The 21,665-nt window shown below is 44.3% G+C and carries 18 protein-coding genes; 9 read left to right on the top strand and 9 right to left on the bottom strand.

Annotation, left to right across the window (positions count from 1 at the left end):
• Nucleotides 1–259 precede the first annotated feature (259 nt).
• A complete protein-coding gene (locus DVG78_RS09905) occupies nt 260–1,501 on the top strand; it encodes an anthranilate phosphoribosyltransferase (protein WP_229598183.1) in 1,242 nt (413 codons plus the stop codon).
• Between the two features lie 130 nt (nt 1,502–1,631).
• Here DVG78_RS09905 and mnmA read toward each other — a convergent pair whose 3' ends face one another.
• Nucleotides 1,632–2,735, bottom strand: coding sequence for a tRNA 2-thiouridine(34) synthase MnmA (gene mnmA / locus DVG78_RS09900; RefSeq protein ID WP_114460925.1), 1,104 nt, complete (start codon nt 2,733–2,735; stop codon nt 1,632–1,634).
• A 915-nt stretch (nt 2,736–3,650) separates the two neighbouring features.
• On the opposite strand from mnmA, the gene DVG78_RS09895 reads away from it, so the two are divergent.
• From DVG78_RS09895 to DVG78_RS09875, 5 genes are all read left to right on the top strand, one after another.
• A complete protein-coding gene (locus DVG78_RS09895) occupies nt 3,651–4,040 on the top strand; it encodes a T9SS type A sorting domain-containing protein (protein WP_114460924.1) in 390 nt (129 codons plus the stop codon).
• A gap of 28 nt (nt 4,041–4,068) precedes the next feature.
• On the top strand, nt 4,069–4,476 hold the full coding sequence (locus DVG78_RS09890) for a T9SS type A sorting domain-containing protein (protein WP_114068924.1): 408 nt from the start codon (nt 4,069–4,071) through the stop codon (nt 4,474–4,476).
• 51 nt (nt 4,477–4,527) lie between these two features.
• Nucleotides 4,528–4,920: a T9SS type A sorting domain-containing protein gene (locus tag DVG78_RS09885; RefSeq protein ID WP_114460923.1), complete on the top strand. Its 393-nt coding sequence runs from the start codon at nt 4,528–4,530 to the stop codon at nt 4,918–4,920.
• 272 nt (nt 4,921–5,192) lie between these two features.
• Nucleotides 5,193–6,188, top strand: coding sequence for a sensor histidine kinase (locus DVG78_RS09880; RefSeq protein WP_158549997.1), 996 nt, complete (start codon nt 5,193–5,195; stop codon nt 6,186–6,188).
• Nucleotides 6,189–6,234: 46 nt separating this feature from the next.
• Nucleotides 6,235–6,990 carry a LytR/AlgR family response regulator transcription factor gene (locus DVG78_RS09875; RefSeq protein WP_114460921.1) on the top strand — a complete coding sequence of 252 codons (756 nt, stop codon included), beginning with the start codon at nt 6,235–6,237 and terminating at the stop codon, nt 6,988–6,990.
• Between the two features lie 3 nt (nt 6,991–6,993).
• Here DVG78_RS09875 and DVG78_RS09870 read toward each other — a convergent pair whose 3' ends face one another.
• The 4 genes from DVG78_RS09870 to DVG78_RS09850 all read right to left on the bottom strand — a co-directional run bounded on the left by DVG78_RS09870 (nt 6,994) and on the right by DVG78_RS09850 (nt 12,432).
• Nucleotides 6,994–8,076, bottom strand: a complete 1,083-nt coding sequence (locus tag DVG78_RS09870; protein WP_114460920.1) for a GNAT family N-acetyltransferase — start codon at nt 8,074–8,076, stop codon at nt 6,994–6,996.
• A 90-nt stretch (nt 8,077–8,166) separates the two neighbouring features.
• Nucleotides 8,167–9,246 (bottom strand): class II fructose-bisphosphate aldolase, encoded by a 1,080-nt coding sequence (gene fbaA / locus DVG78_RS09865; RefSeq protein ID WP_114068929.1) that lies wholly within the window; start codon nt 9,244–9,246, stop codon nt 8,167–8,169.
• Between the two features lie 111 nt (nt 9,247–9,357).
• Nucleotides 9,358–10,890: a glycosyltransferase family protein gene (locus DVG78_RS09860; protein ID WP_114460919.1), complete on the bottom strand. Its 1,533-nt coding sequence runs from the start codon at nt 10,888–10,890 to the stop codon at nt 9,358–9,360.
• Nucleotides 10,891–11,067: 177 nt separating this feature from the next.
• Nucleotides 11,068–12,432 carry a dipeptidase gene (locus DVG78_RS09850; protein ID WP_114460917.1) on the bottom strand — a complete coding sequence of 455 codons (1,365 nt, stop codon included), beginning with the start codon at nt 12,430–12,432 and terminating at the stop codon, nt 11,068–11,070.
• Nucleotides 12,433–12,541: 109 nt separating this feature from the next.
• Between DVG78_RS09850 and DVG78_RS09845 the strand changes: the two genes are divergently transcribed.
• Complete coding sequence (locus tag DVG78_RS09845; RefSeq protein WP_114460916.1) at nt 12,542–13,489, top strand: hypothetical protein; 948 nt, start codon at nt 12,542–12,544, stop codon at nt 13,487–13,489.
• Nucleotides 13,490–13,528: 39 nt separating this feature from the next.
• Here DVG78_RS09845 and DVG78_RS09840 read toward each other — a convergent pair whose 3' ends face one another.
• The 3 genes from DVG78_RS09840 to DVG78_RS09830 all read right to left on the bottom strand — a co-directional run bounded on the left by DVG78_RS09840 (nt 13,529) and on the right by DVG78_RS09830 (nt 16,234).
• The gene (locus DVG78_RS09840; RefSeq protein ID WP_114460915.1) at nt 13,529–14,242 is read right to left on the bottom strand and encodes a hypothetical protein; all 714 of its coding nucleotides are present in this window, start codon (nt 14,240–14,242) and stop codon (nt 13,529–13,531) included.
• Between the two features lie 104 nt (nt 14,243–14,346).
• Nucleotides 14,347–15,045 carry a TIGR04283 family arsenosugar biosynthesis glycosyltransferase gene (locus tag DVG78_RS09835; RefSeq protein WP_114460914.1) on the bottom strand — a complete coding sequence of 233 codons (699 nt, stop codon included), beginning with the start codon at nt 15,043–15,045 and terminating at the stop codon, nt 14,347–14,349.
• Between the two features lie 97 nt (nt 15,046–15,142).
• Nucleotides 15,143–16,234 carry a BamA/TamA family outer membrane protein gene (locus DVG78_RS09830; RefSeq protein WP_229598182.1) on the bottom strand — a complete coding sequence of 364 codons (1,092 nt, stop codon included), beginning with the start codon at nt 16,232–16,234 and terminating at the stop codon, nt 15,143–15,145.
• A 62-nt stretch (nt 16,235–16,296) separates the two neighbouring features.
• On the opposite strand from DVG78_RS09830, the gene DVG78_RS09825 reads away from it, so the two are divergent.
• Both DVG78_RS09825 and DVG78_RS09820 read left to right on the top strand, forming a co-directional pair.
• The gene (locus tag DVG78_RS09825) at nt 16,297–17,304 is read left to right on the top strand and encodes an aminodeoxychorismate synthase component I (protein WP_114461023.1); all 1,008 of its coding nucleotides are present in this window, start codon (nt 16,297–16,299) and stop codon (nt 17,302–17,304) included.
• On the top strand, nt 17,282–17,887 hold the full coding sequence (locus DVG78_RS09820; RefSeq protein WP_114460912.1) for an aminotransferase class IV family protein: 606 nt from the start codon (nt 17,282–17,284) through the stop codon (nt 17,885–17,887). The genes DVG78_RS09825 and DVG78_RS09820 overlap by 23 nt, the downstream gene beginning before the upstream one ends.
• 79 nt (nt 17,888–17,966) lie before the next feature.
• Here the strand turns inward: DVG78_RS09820 and DVG78_RS09815 are convergent, their stop codons facing one another.
• Entirely contained in the window at nt 17,967–20,948 is a 2,982-nt protein-coding gene (locus DVG78_RS09815) for an SdrD B-like domain-containing protein (RefSeq protein ID WP_158549996.1), read from the bottom strand.
• Nucleotides 20,949–21,665 lie beyond the last annotated feature (717 nt).

The following is a 21,665-nucleotide window of genomic DNA, read 5'->3' as shown; positions in this document are numbered from 1 at the left end:
TTGATTTTTATCAGAATAATATTTGCCTTTCTTGTCTGCTTAATAATTTTACTTAAAGGTATGTTGAAAATGAACTTTCTCCAAATATTACATTCATTTTTTAGGTTAAAATCTAAAAGTTCTTTATTTTTTATAAAAGTTTCTTTTAAAAAGTACTATTTTTAGGTTTGAAAGTTGTAAAAATTGAAATTTTAGTTTTTTTAAACTAAGTAATTTTTAAGTAATTGTGACAGATCTTAATTTCGCTATAAAATACAATTTGAATACTGCGCTTGCCAAAGGAATTAAGCAGGCGGGTATTGGCAAGCATGGTAGCAAGCCACTCTCTTCAGAGTTGGTGGAGGAGTGTTTGCAGGAATTGCACGGCGGTCAGGCCAATGACCTACAGAAAGGAGCGTTTTTTGGCGCTCTGATGATGAAAGGCCCCACTGAGGCAGAACTCAAACTGGAAGCGTACATTGGCAAGCACGCGTTTGGTAATCCCGTTTTTTTTCTCAATAAGCTGTGTCCTGATTTACCTCAGCACCTGTTTCCGATTGGCGTAAAGTTGTTGAACGGAAAATCGTTGCAAGTATCGGAGGCGCATCAGTTGGGCGACTTCCTAATGTCTGACGAGCTGTGCGAAACGTTTCGGGGGATGGCAGTAAGCATTTTGCGGGTTCGTTATGAAACAAATGACGAATACCAAGGCTTGCATAACGCCGTCATGAGCACGTACGCGCCGGGTTTTCAGCGGCACGTCAAAACGAAATTTCCGATTGTTCAATTAGCGGAGCCTTTCGACGGTGTAGAACATTCGTACATGATAACTCCGTTGCTGGCGTATTTTTTTCAGGAACGAAATTACAACGCCGTCACGGCCATCGGACGCTCTTCTGGACCGAAGTATACTTTCAATTCCCACGACCTGTATCTTTATTTGGGCAGTTGGTTGTTGGCGGATAATCATGAGTTGTTGGAAATGAACCCGACGTTTGGGTGGGTGCTTGACCAAAAAGCGCTCTCTCCCCCGTTGGACAAGTGGGTGGAGCGTCGCCGAACCACGATTAAGCGCCCGTTTTTGGCTACCCTCGAAAAAGTCTTAAACCCGTGCGGAGCCCGTATTCTGGTTACGTCGGTATTTCATATTACGTACCAGATGAAAATGGCGGAGTTGGCCCTTATGGCAGGATTTGATGGGGTAATGGTGCTGAAACGCGGGCTGGAAGGGAGTCTTGCGCCTGCTACTTCCAAAGCAAGCGGGTTGCTGTGTGCAGTACGTAATTCCAACGGTCACTTATTTTTTACGCGTTTGGAGCATGATTTTCCTGCTTTTGAGCAATTTCGCACGGAAACCGACGACGAAATAGCATCGCCTACGGCCGAAATAAATGCTGCCTTGATTCGAAAATACTTGCACAACGGTCGTACTGATTACGCCGATTTTGATAACAGGGTAAACTTCGCCAAAGCCCTGTATATGCGTGGCTTAGATTGGATTGAAAGCCAGATTGGATATTGAGAAGAAAAAAATGAGATTATATGAATTTCAGTTACAGTCTGACTATCGTCTGACCTTTCTACCTACAGTTAGACATTGAAAAGTAGACGAAGGACAGTTTAAATTCATTGTCCACCGTCTACTTTCTTCACTACTGCCTAAAGCTCTTGCTGATCCAGCCGCCGCCCACTACGTCGTCGCCTTCGTAGAAAACCGCCGCTTGTCCGGGAGCAATGGCGCTGACGGGGTCATGAAACAACACCTGAATGCGGTCGTCGCTTTCCTGTATAATGGTAGCAGGTGTACCTTCGTGCTTGTACCGGACTTTGGTCACGGTTTCTAGCGGGCCTTCGATACGGGCGTATTTTTGAAGATTAAGCTTTGAGACGTACATGCCGTCGCGTTCGAGGTCTTTGTCAATTCCCAAAACTACTTCATTGGTATCTTTGCGGATTTCGGTCACAAATACAGGATAGCCCAGCGCAATGCCCAAGCCTTTGCGTTGGCCGATGGTATAAAAAGGATAACCTTCATGTTTGCCCACGACGGTGCCGTCTTGCATCACGTAATTGCCGCCCATTACTTGGCTTTCAAGCTCAGGCATACGACGTTTGAGAAAGCCCCTGTAGTCGTTATCGGGCACAAAACAGATTTCGTAGCTTTCTGATTTATTGACCAAATCCATGAACCCTCGTTCTTTGGCCATTTCCCTAATTTCGGTTTTGCGCAAATGCCCGAGCGGAAGTTTTGTCCGCGACAGGCTTTCCTGCGACACCCCCCACAGTACATAACTTTGGTCTTTCCACGTATCTATACCTTTAGATACAATGAATCGGTCGTTTTCCTGACGCATATTGGCGTAGTGGCCAGTAGCAATAAATTCACAATCGAGGCGGTCGGCGCGGCGCAGCAGCGCGTCCCATTTGATGTGGGTATTGCACAAAACGCAGGGATTGGGCGTGCGACCTTCGAGGTACTCACCCGTAAAATGGTCGATGACGTAATCGCCAAACTCCGTTCTGATGTCTAATATGTAATGAGGGAAGCCCAGTTCAACGGCCACGGTGCGGGCGTCGTTGATGGAATCAAGGGAGCAGCAGCCTGTTTCTTTTTTGGAGCCTCCGCTACCGGCATAATCCCAGGTTTTCATGGTCATGCCGATGACTTCGTAGCCTTGTTCGTGAAGTAATACTGAAGCCAGTGAACTGTCGATGCCGCCGCTCATGGCGACCAAAATGCGTCCGTGTTTGCTCATAATTGTATCTGACCGAGGTTCAAAGCCTCGCGATGATTGGTTTGATATGTATTTGTTTTACTTGTTGTTTTAGCCTGCTTTATCCGGCCAATTTTTCATTAACAAACTTTTGAGTAAATCCATTCAGCCGTGAGCCGATAATTTAGAGAGTCGTTGGAGGAGACCGGCGTTTCGCAGCGGATAACGTCGATTAGGGTGTCACTAAAAGTAGATTTTTTTAAATTATAAATCGAAGCTGTCTACGTCCCGAACGATATTTCGTGCGTTTCATCCCTTATTTAAGATGATTTAACACTTTTTTATTCTTTGATGCAACGTTTGATTATACATTTGCATCATTAAGTTGTATTTGTCGCAAAGCAAAGTTTACCCATGATTTAAAAGAATGCTGATTGTCCGAAATTGTTGAATAGTGTGTTCGAAATCGGACAGTTGTTTAAAAAGTAAAAAACATTAATTGTCTGATTATTAAATGTTTATTACTTTTATTTTGACTGGCACAGCATTTGAAATAAATACATTGAAAATTATTTGTAACCTTTTGTACCAACGCAAGTATTCACTAACAGCCATCTTAAAAACATTTTCTTACAGTCATGAAAACAATTTTTTGCTCTACGCACTTCCATCACAAACCAAGTTCATAAGGTAGTTTGCCATTCATCCAGTTTATGTGCCTCTCATGTACTTTGTATTGCATAGTACCAGATAAAACAAGCAACTTTGTATCATCATTCAGGAAAAGAAATACCAACAGCCATTAAGAACAGTTCTCGTTTACCACAAGTAATTAACAGCCATTAAAAAGTAATCAGTAGTTCAGCATCAGTACCTTACAGCATTAGAAAACAAATTAATCACAACAGCCAATTCAAAACAAAACGGTGCGGCGATCCGCAACACAGCCAAAACATCATGAAAACGCTCATCACCTCGCTCGCCTGCGCTTTAGCGCTTACTTCATCCGTTGCTTTTGCATCAGATCCAACCGAAGACAAAAAAGCCAAGCCTTTGCAAATAGGCGTATTTACGACCAAAGAATCCAAAATTCAGTTGGCAGTTCGCAAAGGCACGGGCCACAATGCAGTCATTACCCTGCGCGATGCTAAGAAAAATGTAGTCCATGAAGAATTTATGACCAAGAAGTCAGAAAAATTTGATGGTCGCTTTGATGTAAGCAATCTCAAAGAGGGAGAATACACTTTGGAGATTGTTTCGGGTAACGAAAAGATTCAGAAGCAGGTAAGCATCAAGTCCTCTACAGAAGAAGTTGCTCTTCAGCGTAGTGTCCAATTAAACAAATAATTTACATCACAGCCATTTAATCAAGACCATGAAATCGTTCGCCATATTGCTCGTAAGTGCATTGTCATTTGCCTCAACCGCCGTCGTTGCTAATCCTGGAAATACCCCAGCCGTTGGAAACAAAAAAACGGAAAACCGTACTGCCATTACTTTTGAAACGAGTGCATACATTACCAAAGATGCGGCCATTCGGTTAGCGGTCAAGAAAAATGCCCCCGAAAGAGTATACATCACACTCCGTGATGCAGGCAACACTGTTCTCTACAGCGAAACTATTAACAAAAATGAAATGTCGTACGCCGCCAAAATCAACGTAAATGACTTGACCGACGGCGCGTATAAACTGGAGATTTCGACGGGCAAAGACCGCGTAGTAAAACGCCTAAACCTGTCGTCTTCTAAAATGGAAACGCAGCGCTCCATCACCGTAAATTAATTCCCTTTTTTTTATATCAATTACAACAGCCAATTTTTAAAAACAAAAATCATGAAAACAATCATCAAATCACTCGTTTGCGCTTTGGCGCTTGGTACTACGGTCGCTTTTGCTCACCCAACCGATGAAAAATCGAAAGACAATCGCCCCGTACCCGCTTTTGAATCAAGTACTTACGTTTCTGCCGATGCCAACCTCCGTGTCGCCATTAAGAAAAACACCACCGACCGAGTATACATCACCTTGCGCAATACAGAAGGAGTGGTGCTTTTTACCGAAACCATCGGCAAAAAAGAAACAGCGTATGCCGCCAAAATCAACGTGAAAGACTTGAATGATGGCGTGTATCACTTAGAAATTTCTTCGGGCAAAGACCGCGTGGTGAAAAAACTGAACCTGACTTCTCAGAAAGTTGAAACCCAGCGCGTAGTGACGGTTTTGTAAATTTCAGCACCCAACAATCATATCTTGCGAGAGGGCGATGCGTTTGCATCGCCTTTTTTATTGGCCTCACTCTGGTCATCCGTTGTTTCGTCAGAATTTGATTTCTGGGACGTGTTACTTGGGCTTCCTTTGTGGTGAAATCAAAGGGTTAGAGATGGCTAAAAATTTGGGGGGATGCTGCATCGGCCAACTTTTAATGCTTACTGACCACGAATAAAAAGATAAATCGTTTACTTTCGCTTCAAATGAATGTTTTCTCAAGTGAGTCTTCCATGAAAATTAATGTAAACTGGGTTGAAGTAGTTACTTGGTCGGTCAGTGCGTTGCTTATCTTGTTTTTGAATACCAATCTAAAAACGGGGGAAATTCGTTGGGAATGGGTGATTGCCATTACGGTTTCTTCTTTCATGATTGGGTCGGTGCAGAGTTATTTGATGCCATTGCTCATTCGTCAGGCAACCGATTGGACCGTCCAAAAAACGCTCGGAGTCTATGCGTTGTGTGTGGTGGCAACGGCCCTTGTGGTGGGAAGCAGCATGATGTTTTTGATGCAAACACTTAAAGGTGAACGCTATCCCTTGCGAGCGTACCTATCGAGTGGGATGATTTACATTCTGATGACGTTTGCCTTTACTTCCGTTTACATGATTCGGGCGCTGGTGGACCGTTGGCGAAGCTCTCTGTTGAAAGAACAACAACTCAATCAGGCGTTGTTGAAGGCCGAATACGACACGCTCAAAAATCAGGTAAACCCGCATTTTCTGTTTAATTCATTGAATATTTTGAGCGCTCTGATTCCCGAAGATCCCGAAAATGCCGTCAATTTGGTCGAAAGGCTTTCCAAGGTTTTTCGGTACAATCTCCAGAACAACGACCGTGTTACGGTGGATTTAGGAACGGAACTTAAGATTGTGGAAGCTTATCTTTTTATTCATAAAATGCGTTTTGGGGATAATTTATCCTACCGCATTGACGTCCCGAAGGACGAATGGCCCCGGCAAATCGTGACCCAAGGGCTACTGACATTGGTCGAAAATGCCGTAAAGCACAATGAATGTTCTTCCGAGAAACCCCTCAACGTAGAAGTATACGCCGTGCAGGATGGCGTGGGGGTGCGGAATAATTTCCAACCCAAGAATAAGCAGTTTCTCGATTCGACGGGTATCGGACTCAAAAACTTGAAAAGCCGCTATGCCTTGCTTACCTCCCAAAAAGTGCAAGTAATCGAAGACGACCTAATCTTTGAAGTTAAGATTCCTTTTGTTTGACAAAGTGCTGTGAATCAACTCTATAAAACGAACTTATTCTCACAAAATGAAAATATTAATTCTTGAAGACGAGCCGTTGGCGGCCAAACGTATCGAATCATTGGTGAAATCACTGGAGCCGACGGCCGAAATTCTGGGCAAGTTGGAAAGTGTACGTAGTGCAGTAAAGTGGTTGAACGAACACCCGCAACCCGATGTGATTTTGATGGATATTCAACTGGCCGATGGCCTTTCATTTGAGATTTTTCAACAGGCCGATGTCTCTGCGCCGATTATTTTTACTACCGCCTACGACGAGTACGCCATACGGGCGTTTAAAGTAAACAGCGTAGATTATTTGCTCAAACCAGTGGAAAAAGACGAATTAGAAGCCGCGCTGGAAAAGCTAAAAGCCCAAAAAGGAGCCACTTCTCAGGCCCAAATTGGCAAAGCATTGGATGCTTTACTGAGCCAAAAAACGGATTGGAAAACCCGATTTTTGCTGAAAGCAGGTGCTCGATTTGACATCGTAGAAACGGGCGATGTGGCCTACCTGTACGCCGAAGATAAGGTCGTATTTTTGGTGACGAAAGAACAAAAAAAATATTACGTAGACGAAACGCTTGATGAATTGGAACAAAAGCTGAATCCTGCGCTTTTTTTTCGAATCAACCGCAAATACCTAGCCCAATTGCCGTCCATCGAGCGAATCGAGCCGCATTTCAACGGACGGCTGAAAATCAAACTACGCCACAGAGAAGATGACGATATCTACGTGAGCCGCGAAAAAGCGGAGGTATTTAAAAAGTGGCTAGATATGTAAAACTTAATTCATCAAACGGGTTTTGGCCCACCAACTCACTTCCTGATGCGGGAAAGTAGTGTCCCACACAAACCGACTCATATCGGCTGCGCTGGAGGTTTTGTGCGATATTTCCACCACGCGCATCACGTCAATGTGGTGCATCGAAGGGTCAAAATCAGGGGCGAGGGTCATTTGGATGTCTCTGAAAGGTACATAAATTTCTAGCTTAGCACAGATGTACTGGTCTTTCTCCACATCGTAAGCCACGGCCCGGCCATCGGGCAAAAGAAGCATCAGCGGGCAATGAAAAAGCTGCTCGTAGAGGGAATTAAAATAGTGCCACCCAAAAAATAGGTATACTTTTCGCTGAAACCCAATACCTACCCTTTCAAGAGCTTGCTCAAGGGCAAAGGTTCGGTTTTTGATATGATCGGCCCAGTTAGGTTGTTTGTGCGGGTCAACGTGGCGTAACCAACGCTTGGTATTCCAGTCATAAATTTCCGCTTTTCCAAGCCTAAGTTTATAATCATAAATCGAAGGACGCTCGTGAACGTATCCTGGATAGTACCACTGGCGGTCGGTCGCTTTGGAATATTCTATTTCGAGCAACATGGTATATATTCCCAAGCTGTATGATGAATATCCAGGGTCAAAAAGCCCCAACAAACTCATCAGACTGTTTTCGCCTTGGTCAAAATAACTGATGGCCACAAGCCGGTCGTCGTCGTAAACGGCCACTTCGTAGGTCTCAAAACGAGGCGTTAAAACCAGAAATTCTTCCAAAGAATTACTCAAAAAACTTCTAAAGCGGCGTTGGTGCTGGTGAAAAAGTTCTTCTTTCTCCCGCGTAATGGTCGCTTTGCGAATTTCGTGCCGAAAAAGTTTTTCATTGCGGCTCAACAACTTACGTAAACGCTTGGAATGCTCGTGTTCTGACAGTTTTATGCGGATATTGATGGGCGCGCAAATATCGTTGTCGAAGCATGTCACCTTAGCTCTGAACAGCATATTTACCGTCCGAAACCAGCCTGACGCCAAGTAACGGTCGAGTCGTTTAGGAGAAAGTTGATGGGGTAAATAATACTGGAGTATAGGGTCGTTCATGCACTAAAATAAATGAAATTTGAGAAAAGAAAAAAGGCGGTAGAAAAAATAATTTCTACCGCCTTTTTAGTGCAAAAATCGCACCATAAATTATACCAATCTGTTGATACAATTTAGGTCTTCAAAGGCTACCATGAGGCGTTGAGACATACTCTCTTCTCCTTTGCGAAGCCATACGCGTGGGTCGTAATATTTTTTGTTGGGGGAATCGGGCCCTTCTGGATTTCCGAGCTGTGTTTGCAAGTATCCTTCTTTGTCTTTGTAATATTTCAGGATTCCTTCCCACGTTGACCACTGCATATCGGTGTCGATATTCATCTTGATGGCACCGTATTGGATGGCCTCACGAATCTCTTCTCGCGTACTGCCCGAACCTCCGTGGAATACGAAGTTGACGGGAAGTGCCCCGGTGTTGTATTTTTGCTGAATATAATCCTGTGAGTTTTTCAGGATGATGGGTTGCAATTTTACGTTGCCGGGTTTGTACACGCCGTGGACGTTTCCGAAAGCCGCCGCAATGGTGAAACGACTAGAGATTTTGCTTAATTCTTCGTACGCGTGTGCTACTTCGGCAGGTTGTGTGTATAATTTAGAGCTGTCTACGTCTGAGTTATCAACGCCGTCTTCTTCGCCGCCTGTTACGCCCAATTCAATTTCGAGGGTCATGCCAATTTTGGCCATGCGCTCAAAATACTTGGCGCAAATCTCGATATTTTCTTCAAGTGGCTCTTCCGACAAGTCTAACATGTGTGAGCTGTACAAAGGCTTACCGTGTTGGTCAAAATACTTTTCGCCCGCATCGAGCAAACCGTCAATCCAAGGCAATAGTTTTTTTGCGCAGTGGTCAGTGTGCAGAATCACTGGAATACCATACAACTCAGCCATTTGGTGTACGTGCATCGCGCCCGAGATAGAACCTGCAATAGCGGCCTGTTGATTGGCGTTTGAAAGGCTCTTGCCAGCGTAGAAAATACCGCCTCCGTTGGAGAACTGAACGATGACGGGGGAGTTGGCTTTCTTGGCGGTTTCCAATACGGCATTGATGGAGTTGGTACCTACGACATTGACCGCGGGGAGTGCGTAGTCGTTTTCGTTGGCATGACGGAAGATTTCACTGACACCTTCGCCCGTTACTACTCCTGATTTAAAGCGGGTTATGATTTCGCTCATGGTAAAATTGTCTTTTTTGGGAAAAAATTTTAGTTAAACAAAGATATGTTTCAACTTAGGTGGGTTGAGTTTGCAAAGTAGCAAAATTTTGAGGAATTTTTTACATACCTATTACATTGAGGTTGACGCCCGTCTTCGATAAATCAAGACGCTGTCAACAGTTTGAACCAGTTGGTAATGTTGTGAAATATATGTCTTTAACGCTGGAAAACGATAGTGGCGGTAAGTAGTGTCGCATTGTGATGATAAATGTTGAACGGCAATATCAACAAATAAAGCGGGGCGATTGTCTTCCATGTCTTTGATGACCTGTTGCAGACGATACGGCTGGTGTGGGCCTGGCAGATAGGCATTGAAGGTGTGAGCGGTTCTGATTCCCTGAGGCATACCCGTACTTAAAAAAAAGCGGTCGGCCCATCCCCAGAGCACTAATTTATCCCCTTTTTGTTGGTGTTTTTTTAGGGCTTCTGTAATGGAGGACTCGGGCTGTCGGTGATAAATATGCTGGTACGACAGCAGATTGGCAATGCTTTGAAGTCCCGCAAATAAAAGCAACCAACGTACTCCAAAGGTAGGATTAGTGGAGAGAAACTCCACGACCACAAAGGTTAGAAACAGCAAGGGTACTACCAAGAAAAGTAGATAGTGCATAAACATATTGCCCGATTGTAGTACGGCATAAATGGCGGCTAGTAAGTACAAAAAGCCGAAAGTAATCAGTCGAAAAGGAGTATTTGCTTGTTTTCGCGAAAACATAATCAAACTCATCAACCCGCCGATAATCAAGGTAAATTGTCCCAAAAAATAAAGAGCGACGTGTTTGCTGTAAAATATAAAGTGAAGCCCTCGGCCCAAATTAAAACGCTCACTAAGCGGGACTTTTGAAAACGTGGTGGTGTACGAATAAAAGAAAAGATTCCAGAAGTAATCCTGCCAAAATGAATTAATATCGTTGTGAAGAAAATAGAAAATGTTGACCAAAAGCGTCGGGAAAATTCCGCCAGCGGTCAACAACGCGACGTACCGCCATTGTTTTTTGTAAATGAAGAGGCCCAACGCAAAACCTGCCGTGACTAGCCCCAAAGGAATGGCCTGAAATTTAGCAAATGGTAATAGCCCAAGACTGAACCCGAGTAGGCAAGTTTTCCACGCATTGAGGTGCCCGGTCTTTTCTAATTTACAATAGAGCCACAGACCCAACGTCAATAAAAAAATGCAGAAATGCTCAGAATTGTAAGAAACAAAACCAGGGTTCCAGGTGGTGCCGAAATAGAGGGCTAGCGGCAAAACATACCATACAGCCTTATTGGGCTTGATATATACTGAAAATGCTTTGAATAAAAAGAAGAGACTCCCCGCCCAGAAAAACACACCGATGAGTTTGGCCATCAGGTATCCTTGTTGTATTCCTAACAAGCCAGCGGCCACCAAGGGTAAGACGGTCAAAGGACGGCTGTCGCTGTAGTTGAAAAGGGTCCACCATTTTTCAGACGACTGCAAAACCGTGAGCGCCGAGGCAATCCAGGTACTTTCATCTTCGTCGTATTCGCCTTCGCTTACGATAAGCCATCTTCCAATAATCAAACAGGCAATCAGACAAAAAACAATCCAATTTGTTTGGTAATGTTTGGCAAAGAAGTTCATAACAGTTGGGAGATTTGGCTGCTTCAAAGAGGTAAAATGTATTGAGTTTAAACTAAAAACAGGACTTAGGATTGACAGAATAAAATTTCTTGCTATTCTATCAATCCTAACTTTTTACGAAAAAATAAACGGCATAATGTTTAAAGCCCGGTCAGGGATAGACATTACCAAAAAATCTTATTTTTTCAATTCGGTATAGTATTTGAAAAACAAAGGAATGGTTTCAATGCCTTTGTAGAAGTTAAAAAGTCCGTAGCTTTCGTTGGGCGAATGGAGGGCGTCGATGTCGAGTCCGAAGCCCATCAGGATTGATTTTACGCCTAATTCCTGCTCAAACAACGCCACGATGGGGATGCTTCCCCCGCCGCGTGTGGGTACGGGCTGCTTGCCGCCCCATGCTTCTTTCATGGCCAATTCGGCCGCCTTGTATTCTACCGAATCTACGGGTGTGACGTAGGGAAGTCCACCGTGGTGAGGTTTGACCACCACTTTGACCGAAGGCGGCGCAATCGACAAAAAATGCTTGGTAAAAATATCAAGGATTTCGTCGTTGTTTTGGTCGGGAACGAGGCGCATACTGATTTTGGCGTAGGCTTTTGAAGGCAACACCGTTTTGGCACCTTCGCCAGTGTAGCCGCCCCAGATTCCGTTTACATCAAGGGTAGGACGAATGCCCGTGCGCTCAATGGTGGTGTAGCCTGTCTCGCCCTCTAGCTCATCGATGGCTAAGTCGCGCTTGTATTCGTCAAGGTCAAACGGAGCTTCGTTCATCAGGCTGCGCTCTTCGGCGCTGAGTTCTTGTACTTTATCATAAAATCCGGGAATGGTGATATGATTGTTTTCGTCTTTCATCGACGCAATCATTTCACACAGCACGTTGATGGGATTGGCCACCGCACCCCCATACACCCCTGAGTGTAAATCGCGGTTGGCACCTGTCACTTCTACCTCCAGATAAGTGAGTCCGCGCAAGCCCACCTCGATAGAAGGCACATCGTTGGCAATGATGCTGGTGTCTGAAATCAGAATTACGTCTGCTTTGAGTTTTTCTTTGTTTTCACGCACAAAAGTTCCTAGATGGTCGGATCCTACTTCTTCTTCCCCTTCAATCATGATTTTGACGTTGCAGGTCAGCGAGCCAGTAGCCACCATGGTTTCGAGGGCCTTGATGTGCATATAAAATTGCCCTTTGTCGTCGCAGGAGCCACGCGCATAAATGCGCTCATTTCTGATGGTAGGCTCAAAAGGAGGCGTTTCCCACAGTTCGTACGGGTCGGCGGGTTGTACGTCGTAGTGACCGTAGATTAGTACGGTGGGCAGGGCTGGGTCAATGAGTTTTTCACCGTACACCACCGGATGACCGGGAGTTTCGTGAATTTCGGCCAAGTCGGCCCCGGCTTTCAGGATGGATTCTTTCACGGCCTCCGCGCAGCGGCGCATATCGTCTTTGAATTTGGGGTCAGCACTGACGGATGGAATACGCAGCAAGTCAAACAACTCACTCAGAAATCTATCTTTGTTTTGTTCGATGTATGTTTTCATTTGGTTTGAATAGATAAAAAGACCGTTCTTCTTTGGTTGAATCCGTTTGCCCCAAAGTTAGCGGGGTAAACGGATTTAAACGAGTTATTTTGAGCAAAAAATAACCAATATGGAAGAATACACTCGTCTCAACAAAGAACTTCAACACCTGCAAACCCAAATTGCAGAAAAGCAGTGGGTTGAAGCACGTTTGATTGAAATGGAAGCAAAAATCGTATATCAAAAAGCGCAGTTGACTCATTTACAAGAACAACTAGCAAAGGAACGCGCCGACATAACGATGCTGGAAGGACTTTCGTTGGTGGGTTTGTTTTATTCGATACTGGGAAACAAAGACCAAAAGTTGGAAAAAGAACGTCGGGAGGCACTGATGGCGCAGTTGAAATACGATGAAGCGCGGCAATCGTTGGCACTCAGTGAAGCGGAGGTAGAAGGGCTGAAAATCCGAATGCAAAGAATCCATGAAGCCGAAGAAATGTTGGAGGCTAAATTGGAAATCAAACTTTCCCTTTTGTTGCTCGAACCTATCCCAGCCGCTCAGGCATTAAAACAACGGCATACGCAGTGGCAAGCGTTGAAAAAACAGAAATTGGAAATCTCGGAGGCACTTGAAGCAGGAAAATTGTACCGAGAGATTTTGGAATTATTGACTAGACAACTCAAAAGCACCCAAAATTGGGGTACGTTGGATGTGATGGGGGGCGGGATGTTGAGTAGCTATGTAAAGCAGCAGCGTTTGGGGGACGTCCGCAAAACCCTAAGCTCATTGCGGCATTATGAATTGAATTTTCGCCGTGAATTGGCGGATATAAAGCAATCGCTTGATTTGGACGTGGAGCTGACGAGTGTTGAAGGGTTTTTGGATGTATTTTTTGATAATCTGATTACCGACTGGATTGTACAACAGCGCATTAACCGCTCTTTGGCGGGCGCTCAGAAGGCATTCAGTCAAGTTGGGCAGGTTTTGATTATGCTGGGGGTTCGGTGTCAACAGGTTGATAATCAGATAGAAATAGAAGAAGATGAACTCAAAAAAAAGATAGTTGAGGCCACGTAGAGACGCAATATATGTTGCGTCTCTACGTATTGTATTGGTTTATGGACATTCAAACGAAAACTCATATACGTGCTTCGCAAACTCCGACCAGCGGAGTTTTTCGCCGATTTTCTTTACCAGTGCAGGGCAGCTTGCGTACATTACTTTGATTTCGTCCTCGTATTCTTTCTTCTTGAGTTTTTTGGCGGGTAAATCGCCCGTCTGTACATAATACGATTTGTCGTCGCCGCCGGCCATGGTCATACCACCAAAACCCACGCGCATGGTTTCGGCCGCAAAGGGGTCATGAAAGACCTTTATTTTGCTGTTGAATCCAGGATTTAATAACTGCATCAGCAGCATTTCTTGGTCTTTTTTTAGGACAACCTTAGCCTTCTCAAAATACGCGTAGCCTTTTTTAATGATTTCACTGTCAATGTATTGTGCATCCCATTTTTTTACTTTTGTGCCCACATCCATATTGGTCGAGAGTTTCGAAAGTCCGCTGGGCATTAGGTACATGGACTTGATTTGGTCGGGTTTGAGGGTGATTTTTTTGCCACTGGCATCTTTAATAACCACTTCTTCAATGAGTCCTTTGCGGCGGTCTAAGTCTTCTAGCGTGCCCTCAAGTTTGGTCCCGTTTTCGAGGGTGATGTATGATGTTTCCTTGCCCGAAAATCGGTCATAAGCAGGAATAAAGTCTTGTGAAAAAGCCGTGCAGCTTAGCAGAAGGCAGCCCGCTAAGGCAAGTAGGTACGTAGGTTTTTGCATAAAGGTTGGTTTTTTTTGTAGAGGAGACAAATGTAATAAAAACCCCTTTCTGCCGTGCGATAATTGATTTATCGGGAGCTGTGGCCCAGAAAATGGCGTGTATGTTATTGGTAATGAAGCATTTTTTTGTACGTGGCGGCAATGCGGGCTGGTTTGGCCCCCAACCGAAATAAGGTCATGGCGACCAGATTGGCTACTTGTACGCGGGCCCAACTGTTGGTGTCGTATTTGCGGGCCGATACACAAACCTCTTTGGGGATGATTTTAAACGCGCTTCGGTTTTTTCTCCACAATCGGCGTAACAAATCGTATTCTTCCATGATGACATAATATTCATCAAAACCGTAGAGTTCATCAAACAATGGGCGGGTGATAAACAGGGTTTGGTCGCCGCCGCGCGCCGAAAGAATGTTCAAACGCGTTAAATAACTGTTGAGTTTGAGCAGTGTTTTGTCAGAATCAAAACGGAAACGATAGCAGCCCGATTGATAGCCTTCGCGTATGGCGCTTTGAATATCGTTGACAAAACCGCTGGGAGGGCGTGCATCAGCGTGAATGAAATACAAAATTTGGCCCGTGGCAAAACTAGCTCCGTAGTTCATTTGAGCGGCACGGCCTTTTTTTTGTGAAACTACGACTTTTGCACCTGCCTTTCGAGCCATTTCGGTGGTTTTGTCTTCGCTACCGCCGTCGACTATGATGATATTGGCCAATGCTTCCCCGCCCTCTTCTTGGAGGTATTTTACCAGTTTGGTAATGTTTTTTTCTTCGTTGAACGTTGGTATAATGACCGATATACGCATAAAATTTTAATGCTTCCGTTGATTGTACTGAATGGGTTTGTTTTTATTCAACTGATTGGTTTTTAGTTACTTTGTAAATTTTGTTGATTAGATATTGTCAGAAAGCTTCGCCGATGGTGAAATAAAAATTGCCGCCGTCTTGGCCAATGGCATAGTCAAACCGAATGTTGAGGTGGTCGCGGCGATTGGCCGTAAATCGTATTCCTGTGCCGTAGGCAAACTTAGGGTCATGCCACCGCACAATGTCTTTTTGGTTGCCCAGCACCGCTGTTGACCCAAAAAATACGCCACCGAAGCGTTTGAAAATCCCGAAACGTACTTCGCCCTGAGCCAGCAAAACATTGTCGTCGCGGAGGCGGCCTTGATAATACCCGCGCATTCGTTTGCCGCCACCGAGTTCAGATAGCATATTAAAAGGAGCGTTGCCCCACGTAAAACTACTGAATAGGTTTCCTGCCAAAACCACTTTTTTAACTAAGGTTTGGTAACCTGAAAAATCGCCCGTCAAGCGGTTGAAAAGCGCATTTCCACCCCAAAAAGGGGCATTGTTGAAATAAGCAATGTCGGCTGCAATGCCTTTTGACGGAAAAAAAACAATGTCCCGTGTGTCGTAAAATAGACCTAGTCCCGCTCCCGAAGTGATGCTGCGCGGCGTGCCTGGAACGCGCTCACTAGCAAATTCGCCGTTAGGAACGGTTTGTGTGATGCGATAATCTTCGTATTGATACCGAACGCCTGCGTACAAATGAGGATAGATTTTTTTGAAAAAATTGAGCCGAACGCGCGGAAAATCAACCCCGAAAAGCTCCTTCGGCACGGATTGATTGCCAATGCCGAAATAATAATAGTTGTACTTATAAAACCCGAGTTCGCCATTGAAATAATACCCCGCATTTTTGAGAAACAACTGGAACGGTAAATAGTAAAGCGATTGTTTCTCTTGGGTAAACACAATGCCCAAACTCATTTGCGAAGGACGAGCTTGGAGGGAATCATTTTTGAAACGAAACGTAGCGGCCAAGGCGGCGCCGTAGGCCCAACGCGTTTCGGGTGAATAATACACCGCTGGAAAAGGCAAAATACTCAATCGTTTTTGCTGAGAGAAAGCCCGTTGCGCAAGCATACACCCCAGCAAAAGGGTTTGTAATAACGTAAACAGTATTCTTGACTGGAATTTTTGACGTGCCAAAACGGTTAAAATTTCTTTATAAACGTGAACAAGCTGACGAAAGTTATGAATTTTGTGGTGAAATGATACCAATCCTCCCCCCGCTGGATGCCATCCACCAAATGAACGAATACGGGCGTGCGCGCATCCCGTTTTTGTTTATCATTGATTTTTTAGCCCAACACCCCGTCGTTTTACGCTTGGATGAAGTAAATGCCGAGGAATTGCTGTACGAATTCAACGGCCTGACCAACACCCCAAAAAAAGGGGAACCCGCTCACCCCCGCGCTCAATTCCACAAAAGTGTACTCTCATTTGAGCAGTATTCCCCTAAATTTGATTTTGTCCTTCACCAGATAAAACGAGGTAATTCGTTTTTGGTAAATCTGTCGGTATGTACGGAAATAACGACTGATTTGGATTTAATGACGATTTTTAACCAGACAAAAGCCAAATATCGCCTGTGGTGGCGTGATAAATTTGTGTGTTTTTCGCCCGAAATTTTTGTGCAAGTTCGCGGCAATCGTGTGGCGTCTTTTCCGATGAAAGGCACCATTGATGCTGATTTGCCTTTGGCGCAGGAACGGATATTGGCGGATGTAAAAGAAGCCGCCGAGCACGCAACGATTGTGGATTTGATTCGCAATGACCTGAGCATGGTGGCCCAAAAAGTATGGGTAGAGCGCTATCGGTTTATCGACAAAATAGAGACAAACCAAAAAACATTGTTGCAGGTCAGCTCCGAAATTGCGGGAACGATGCCCGATGATTGGCGCGAAACACTGGGCGATTGGTTGTTTAAGTTGTTGCCCGCAGGCTCCATCAGCGGCGCACCTAAACCCCGCACCCTTGAAATAATTCAGGAGGTAGAAGGCTATGAACGAGGTTATTATACGGGAGTGGCGGGTATTTTTGACGGCGAAAACCTGGACAGCGGCGTATTGATTCGGTTCATTGAAAAGATAAATGATCGATTGGTGTTTAAAAGCGGCGGCGGCCTTACCGCCCGTAGCGAAGCGCAGTCAGAATACCGCGAAGTGATTGACAAAGTTTATTTACCCCTCGTCCATGAATTTACCCCTATGTATTGAAACAATTCGTCTGGCTGATGGACAATTGTCAAACCTTCTGTATCATAACGAACGGCTCAATCGTACAAGATTAGCGTGTTTTGACGCTACGAAAGAGTGGGATTTGAATCAACTGATTGATATTCCGCAAGAGGTAGCCCAAGGGCTTTATAAGTGCCGGGTAACGTACGGCCGTGAGATTGAAAAAATTGAATTTGAGGCTTACCAGCCCCGCGTGATTAAGAGTCTGCTGTTGGTGGTCGATGATGCGATTGAATATGGGTTTAAATTTCAGAATCGTGTGACTCTTCAACAAAATTTTGAAAAACGAGGCAAGGCCGACGATGTATTGATGGTTAAAGAAGGATTAATCACCGATACGTCTTATGCCAACGTGGTATTTTGGGATGGCAGTCAATGGGTTACCCCCGATAGACCATTGCTAAAAGGAACAAAACGGGAGAAACTATTACGCGAAGGGGTGATTGTTGAACAAAAAATTCGGGTGGAGGATTTGCCCGCATTTACCCACGTTCGGTTGGTCAATGCTATGTTGGATTTTGAATCTACTCCCATGATTGAGGTCAGTCAAATCAGTTTTTGAGTATCGTTTATCAGTAATAACCAAGAGCGAAGCGAGACTTGTAAGTTGATATGCAAGTCCAGCTTCGCTCTTGGTTTAGTTAGGGGGAGGTACTTTGGGATGCTTTTATTTTTTTCAAAATGACTGGAATGCAGGGTCTGGCGGGACATTCGCAATATTCTCTAACGACAATCGGGCAGCAGTTGTTGGTTGGACATTGCCCCGAGTCTACTTCAACAGTATAGTTTCCAGATTCATGTACTGACAAAGTTTGGGTAGTTGCTCCTGTGATTTCAACCCCATCTTTAAACCATTGATAAGACGTAAAACCGTCAGGGGCCTTTATAATCAGGGTGTCTTGGCGGGAGGTACAAATGGGTATTGGTACACTTAAATAGGCAATGGCATAATCATCTTCGGTTTTGTCGGAATTGTTGGGTTCTGAATCCACATCGGTTCCTACTGCTTTGATTACTTCTGCCTGATTGCTCAGAAAACCGCCTTGGAAGCTATTGATTTTGGCCGTAATGGTCAAGGTATCAGATTCGCCGGGCTGCATTGAGAACGGCCCCCACAGATGCGTTGAGGAATCGTAGGTTCCTTTGCTGGTGGTGAAATTGATGAAGGTTAAATTATTCACCAAGGTGTCGGCTATCATTACGCTATCGGCAATGGCCGTTGAGGCTGTAGCAACATTGCGAACCACTATTTCAAAAATAACTTCATCGCCTACTTCATGTACGCAATTTCCGACAACCCGTTTTGTGATTTCTAAATCATTGTTTTCTTCTATTATGTTGTTGATTGTCAGGCCTATATCAAATGTAAAGTTGTTTTGAGAGTTATCGCCTGTGATTACTTTTACAATAGCTTGGGTCGAATCAATGTTGAACTCAGCATCCGAATCACGAAGGATGTTTTGCGTATCTCCCGTTACCCGTAGCGGCGAAATAGTCAAAGTATCAATGAGTTTTACAGTTTGTATTTGTAGCCTTCCATTGGCAGGAATGGTGTCCAGCACCGACGTTTGAATTTCCTGATTCAGGTCAATCCGGATTTCGTAGGCGTGGTTTCGTTTTAATCTTCCGGGCACGTTTGTGTCATTGAAATAATAATGTCCGCCGTTGGCTGTGGTGTCGCGGGCTACTTCAATACCACCATTTTGCATGTCGTGGAGGGTGATAACAATATTGTCAATGAGGGCTTCGTTGGGCGTCTGAATGCCATCTTTATTAGCATCAAACCATACTGTATTGCCGATTTCAAGCGGAGCTGGGTCGCATATTCTCGCTAAATCACCTACACCACCCGACTTGCCTAATGAGCCTGGGTTGAGTGAATAAACAGAAAAGCTTCGATTTCGTTTACCAGTTTTGGTGTCGTAGGCAACAAAACCAGTTGATAAATACAGGCCGTGTATGGGGTCCATGGCTGAAACCAATACTTCTGGTATGCCCGCTATTTTCAGCATTGCTCCGTTCGTAATTTCTTGGTGGCCTACTTCATTGAGACCATTGAGCCAGTAATCTTCGCAGAAAAACTCGCCTCCACCAGGACCTGAGTTTGTATTGATGCCGCACCCCTGCAAGTCGCCAGATTTGCCGTTGTTTTCTAGGATATATGTACTATCGGCATTGTATTGGGCTCTTACTATATCGCCGCTCATGAACCCATAATAGTTCAAGGTGTCATCAACGGCAATACCGGGTTGGTCTTGTCCAGTTTGCAAGCCAAGACGGTCCATAAAGGCGATGAGCAATGAGCCGTCGTCCTCAAATTCAATATCAGATAAAATAGCCTGTGGATAAATGGCAAATGCTGCAACTGGATCGGGACTCCCCGCGGGGTAATTGCATTGTTTTGGGAAAACATTAGTCCAAGGTTGCCATCCGTTGGTAGCATCGCATCCTGGTGTAGAATCAATGGCTCCACGAGGGTAATCCAGTCCAAATTCAAAGATGCTTTTAAAAGAAGTACTTTTTGGGTCAAATTCATAGATAGCCGCTTTTAAATCACTTTTCTTTTGTGATGTCTCGGCAGTACACACGACGCCTACGTAGAGTTTGCCACGGTAATATTTAAGCGCCCAGGGCACAAATTCATTGTTGGAACAGCCCGGATGCGGTATTTGAAAAGATTTGGTTTGTGCTTCTGCCATGTTGGCGGGAGCTTTCAGCGGTTTCTGAACCGAAAAACTGTAAAGTTTTCTGTCGTATAAATTAATTAAAAATAAGGTGTCCTGATAAATCGATAGTTGCGAACCGCCAATCCCTACCTTCGCCGCAGTATGAAACGCCAGTGAGTCGCGGCTTCGGGCCAATTTGTCGGCAGGAAGTATATTGAGTCCTGTGGCAGGGTCAATGTGCGGGTCGGGGCCAGTATCAATGCCTATGGTTTTGACATCAATAAAATTGGAGACCGCTCGGTTATTGAGGTCTACGGAGTAGAAACCTCCTGTACCCAGCGGGCCGAGGCCTACGTGGCGTCGGGTGATGGCTCCGACAAGTAAAGTGTTGGATGAACGCTGATAGGAGGCGATCCAAGTAGATCCGATTGTGCTTGCATTGGCTAGTTTTTCCATAGGAGAGCCCGATGGAGTTCCGCCTTCACCTTCAGCATTGTAATCAAATAAAACAAGCGCAGGGTCATCGCCAGCGCTTCCATTTTTGAGGGGGTCGCCCATGGAGTAGCAGGCCGTGATAATTTGAGCATTAATGTCTACGTTGCAGAACTCGTCATCATTGAAAATACCTAAGTTTACATTAAGTGCGGGAGCCTGCACAAATTGAACTTCTGTACCGTTTTGAGGGCCTGCTGAACTAACAGAAAATGTTTCGGGCAGATTGAAAAACTCTACCCGGGCAACCGAACCACTGGGCACCTGTTGGGCTGTAAAAGTATAATGACCAGACTTGTCGGTTTGAGTGATAAGGGGATAGACATTGCCACCCACAAAGATACGTACTCCAATCGCCGCAACTCCTGCTTCGGTGGGGGATACGGGTGTTTGAATGCCATTTGCGTCAAAATCGTAGAAAACTGTTCCGCTCACTTGAGCATCACATTTTATACTATAAGACATAATTAATAGGCTAATAACAAAGAGAGCTCTTAAAGTTCGGGATGTATAACAAACCCATGGTGACAATAGACGCATGATGAAAGTAAATGTTAAATGGTTCAATGAAACCTAATAGGTATATTATTTAAATTGTATAAAATTCAGATAAACAGGTAGTTATATGTTTTTATTTGCTTTAAAAAATCGATAAATATGCTTCAAGAAAGGGTATTTAAGGAATGTTCTGTCATTTAGGGCTAAAAAATACATTTTCATTTTCTTAGTTTTTTAGACAAAAAAGGTAAAATTATTGTACATTATTCGACATGTTTATATAGTTTCAAATACCCTGCCATTGTGCTGGATTGGCTTGGAAATAAGCCGTAGTGCGAAAGTGGAGAAGTGAAAAGTAGTGGTAAATGAGTCAAAAGTGAGAGGAAGTAGTTCTGTGGGAGGCAATTGGGTTGATTTTGATTTTTCTTTGTTGATGAACAGTCTTTTATAAGCTTTAGCAAAGTCAGATGCAGGAGAGCGACTTTAACAAATATGATGCCAAGGCTTTTGTTTTTGTTGATTTACAGAGCTGTTGTCATTTTTGTAAATTATTGAAAAAGAGAGGGTTTGTTCTTTGAGGTATATATTTTGGTCGTTTGTTACGATTGGACCTTACTTTCTGGGATAAAGATGTTTTTAGAAAAACAGATCAAAAATCATTCGATAGTGGAGGCTTTAATTGGG

Source organism: Runella aurantiaca, from assembly GCF_003339505.1.
GTDB lineage: Bacteria > Bacteroidota > Bacteroidia > Cytophagales > Spirosomataceae > Runella > Runella aurantiaca.
This window is presented reverse-complemented; position numbering and strand designations above follow the sequence as displayed.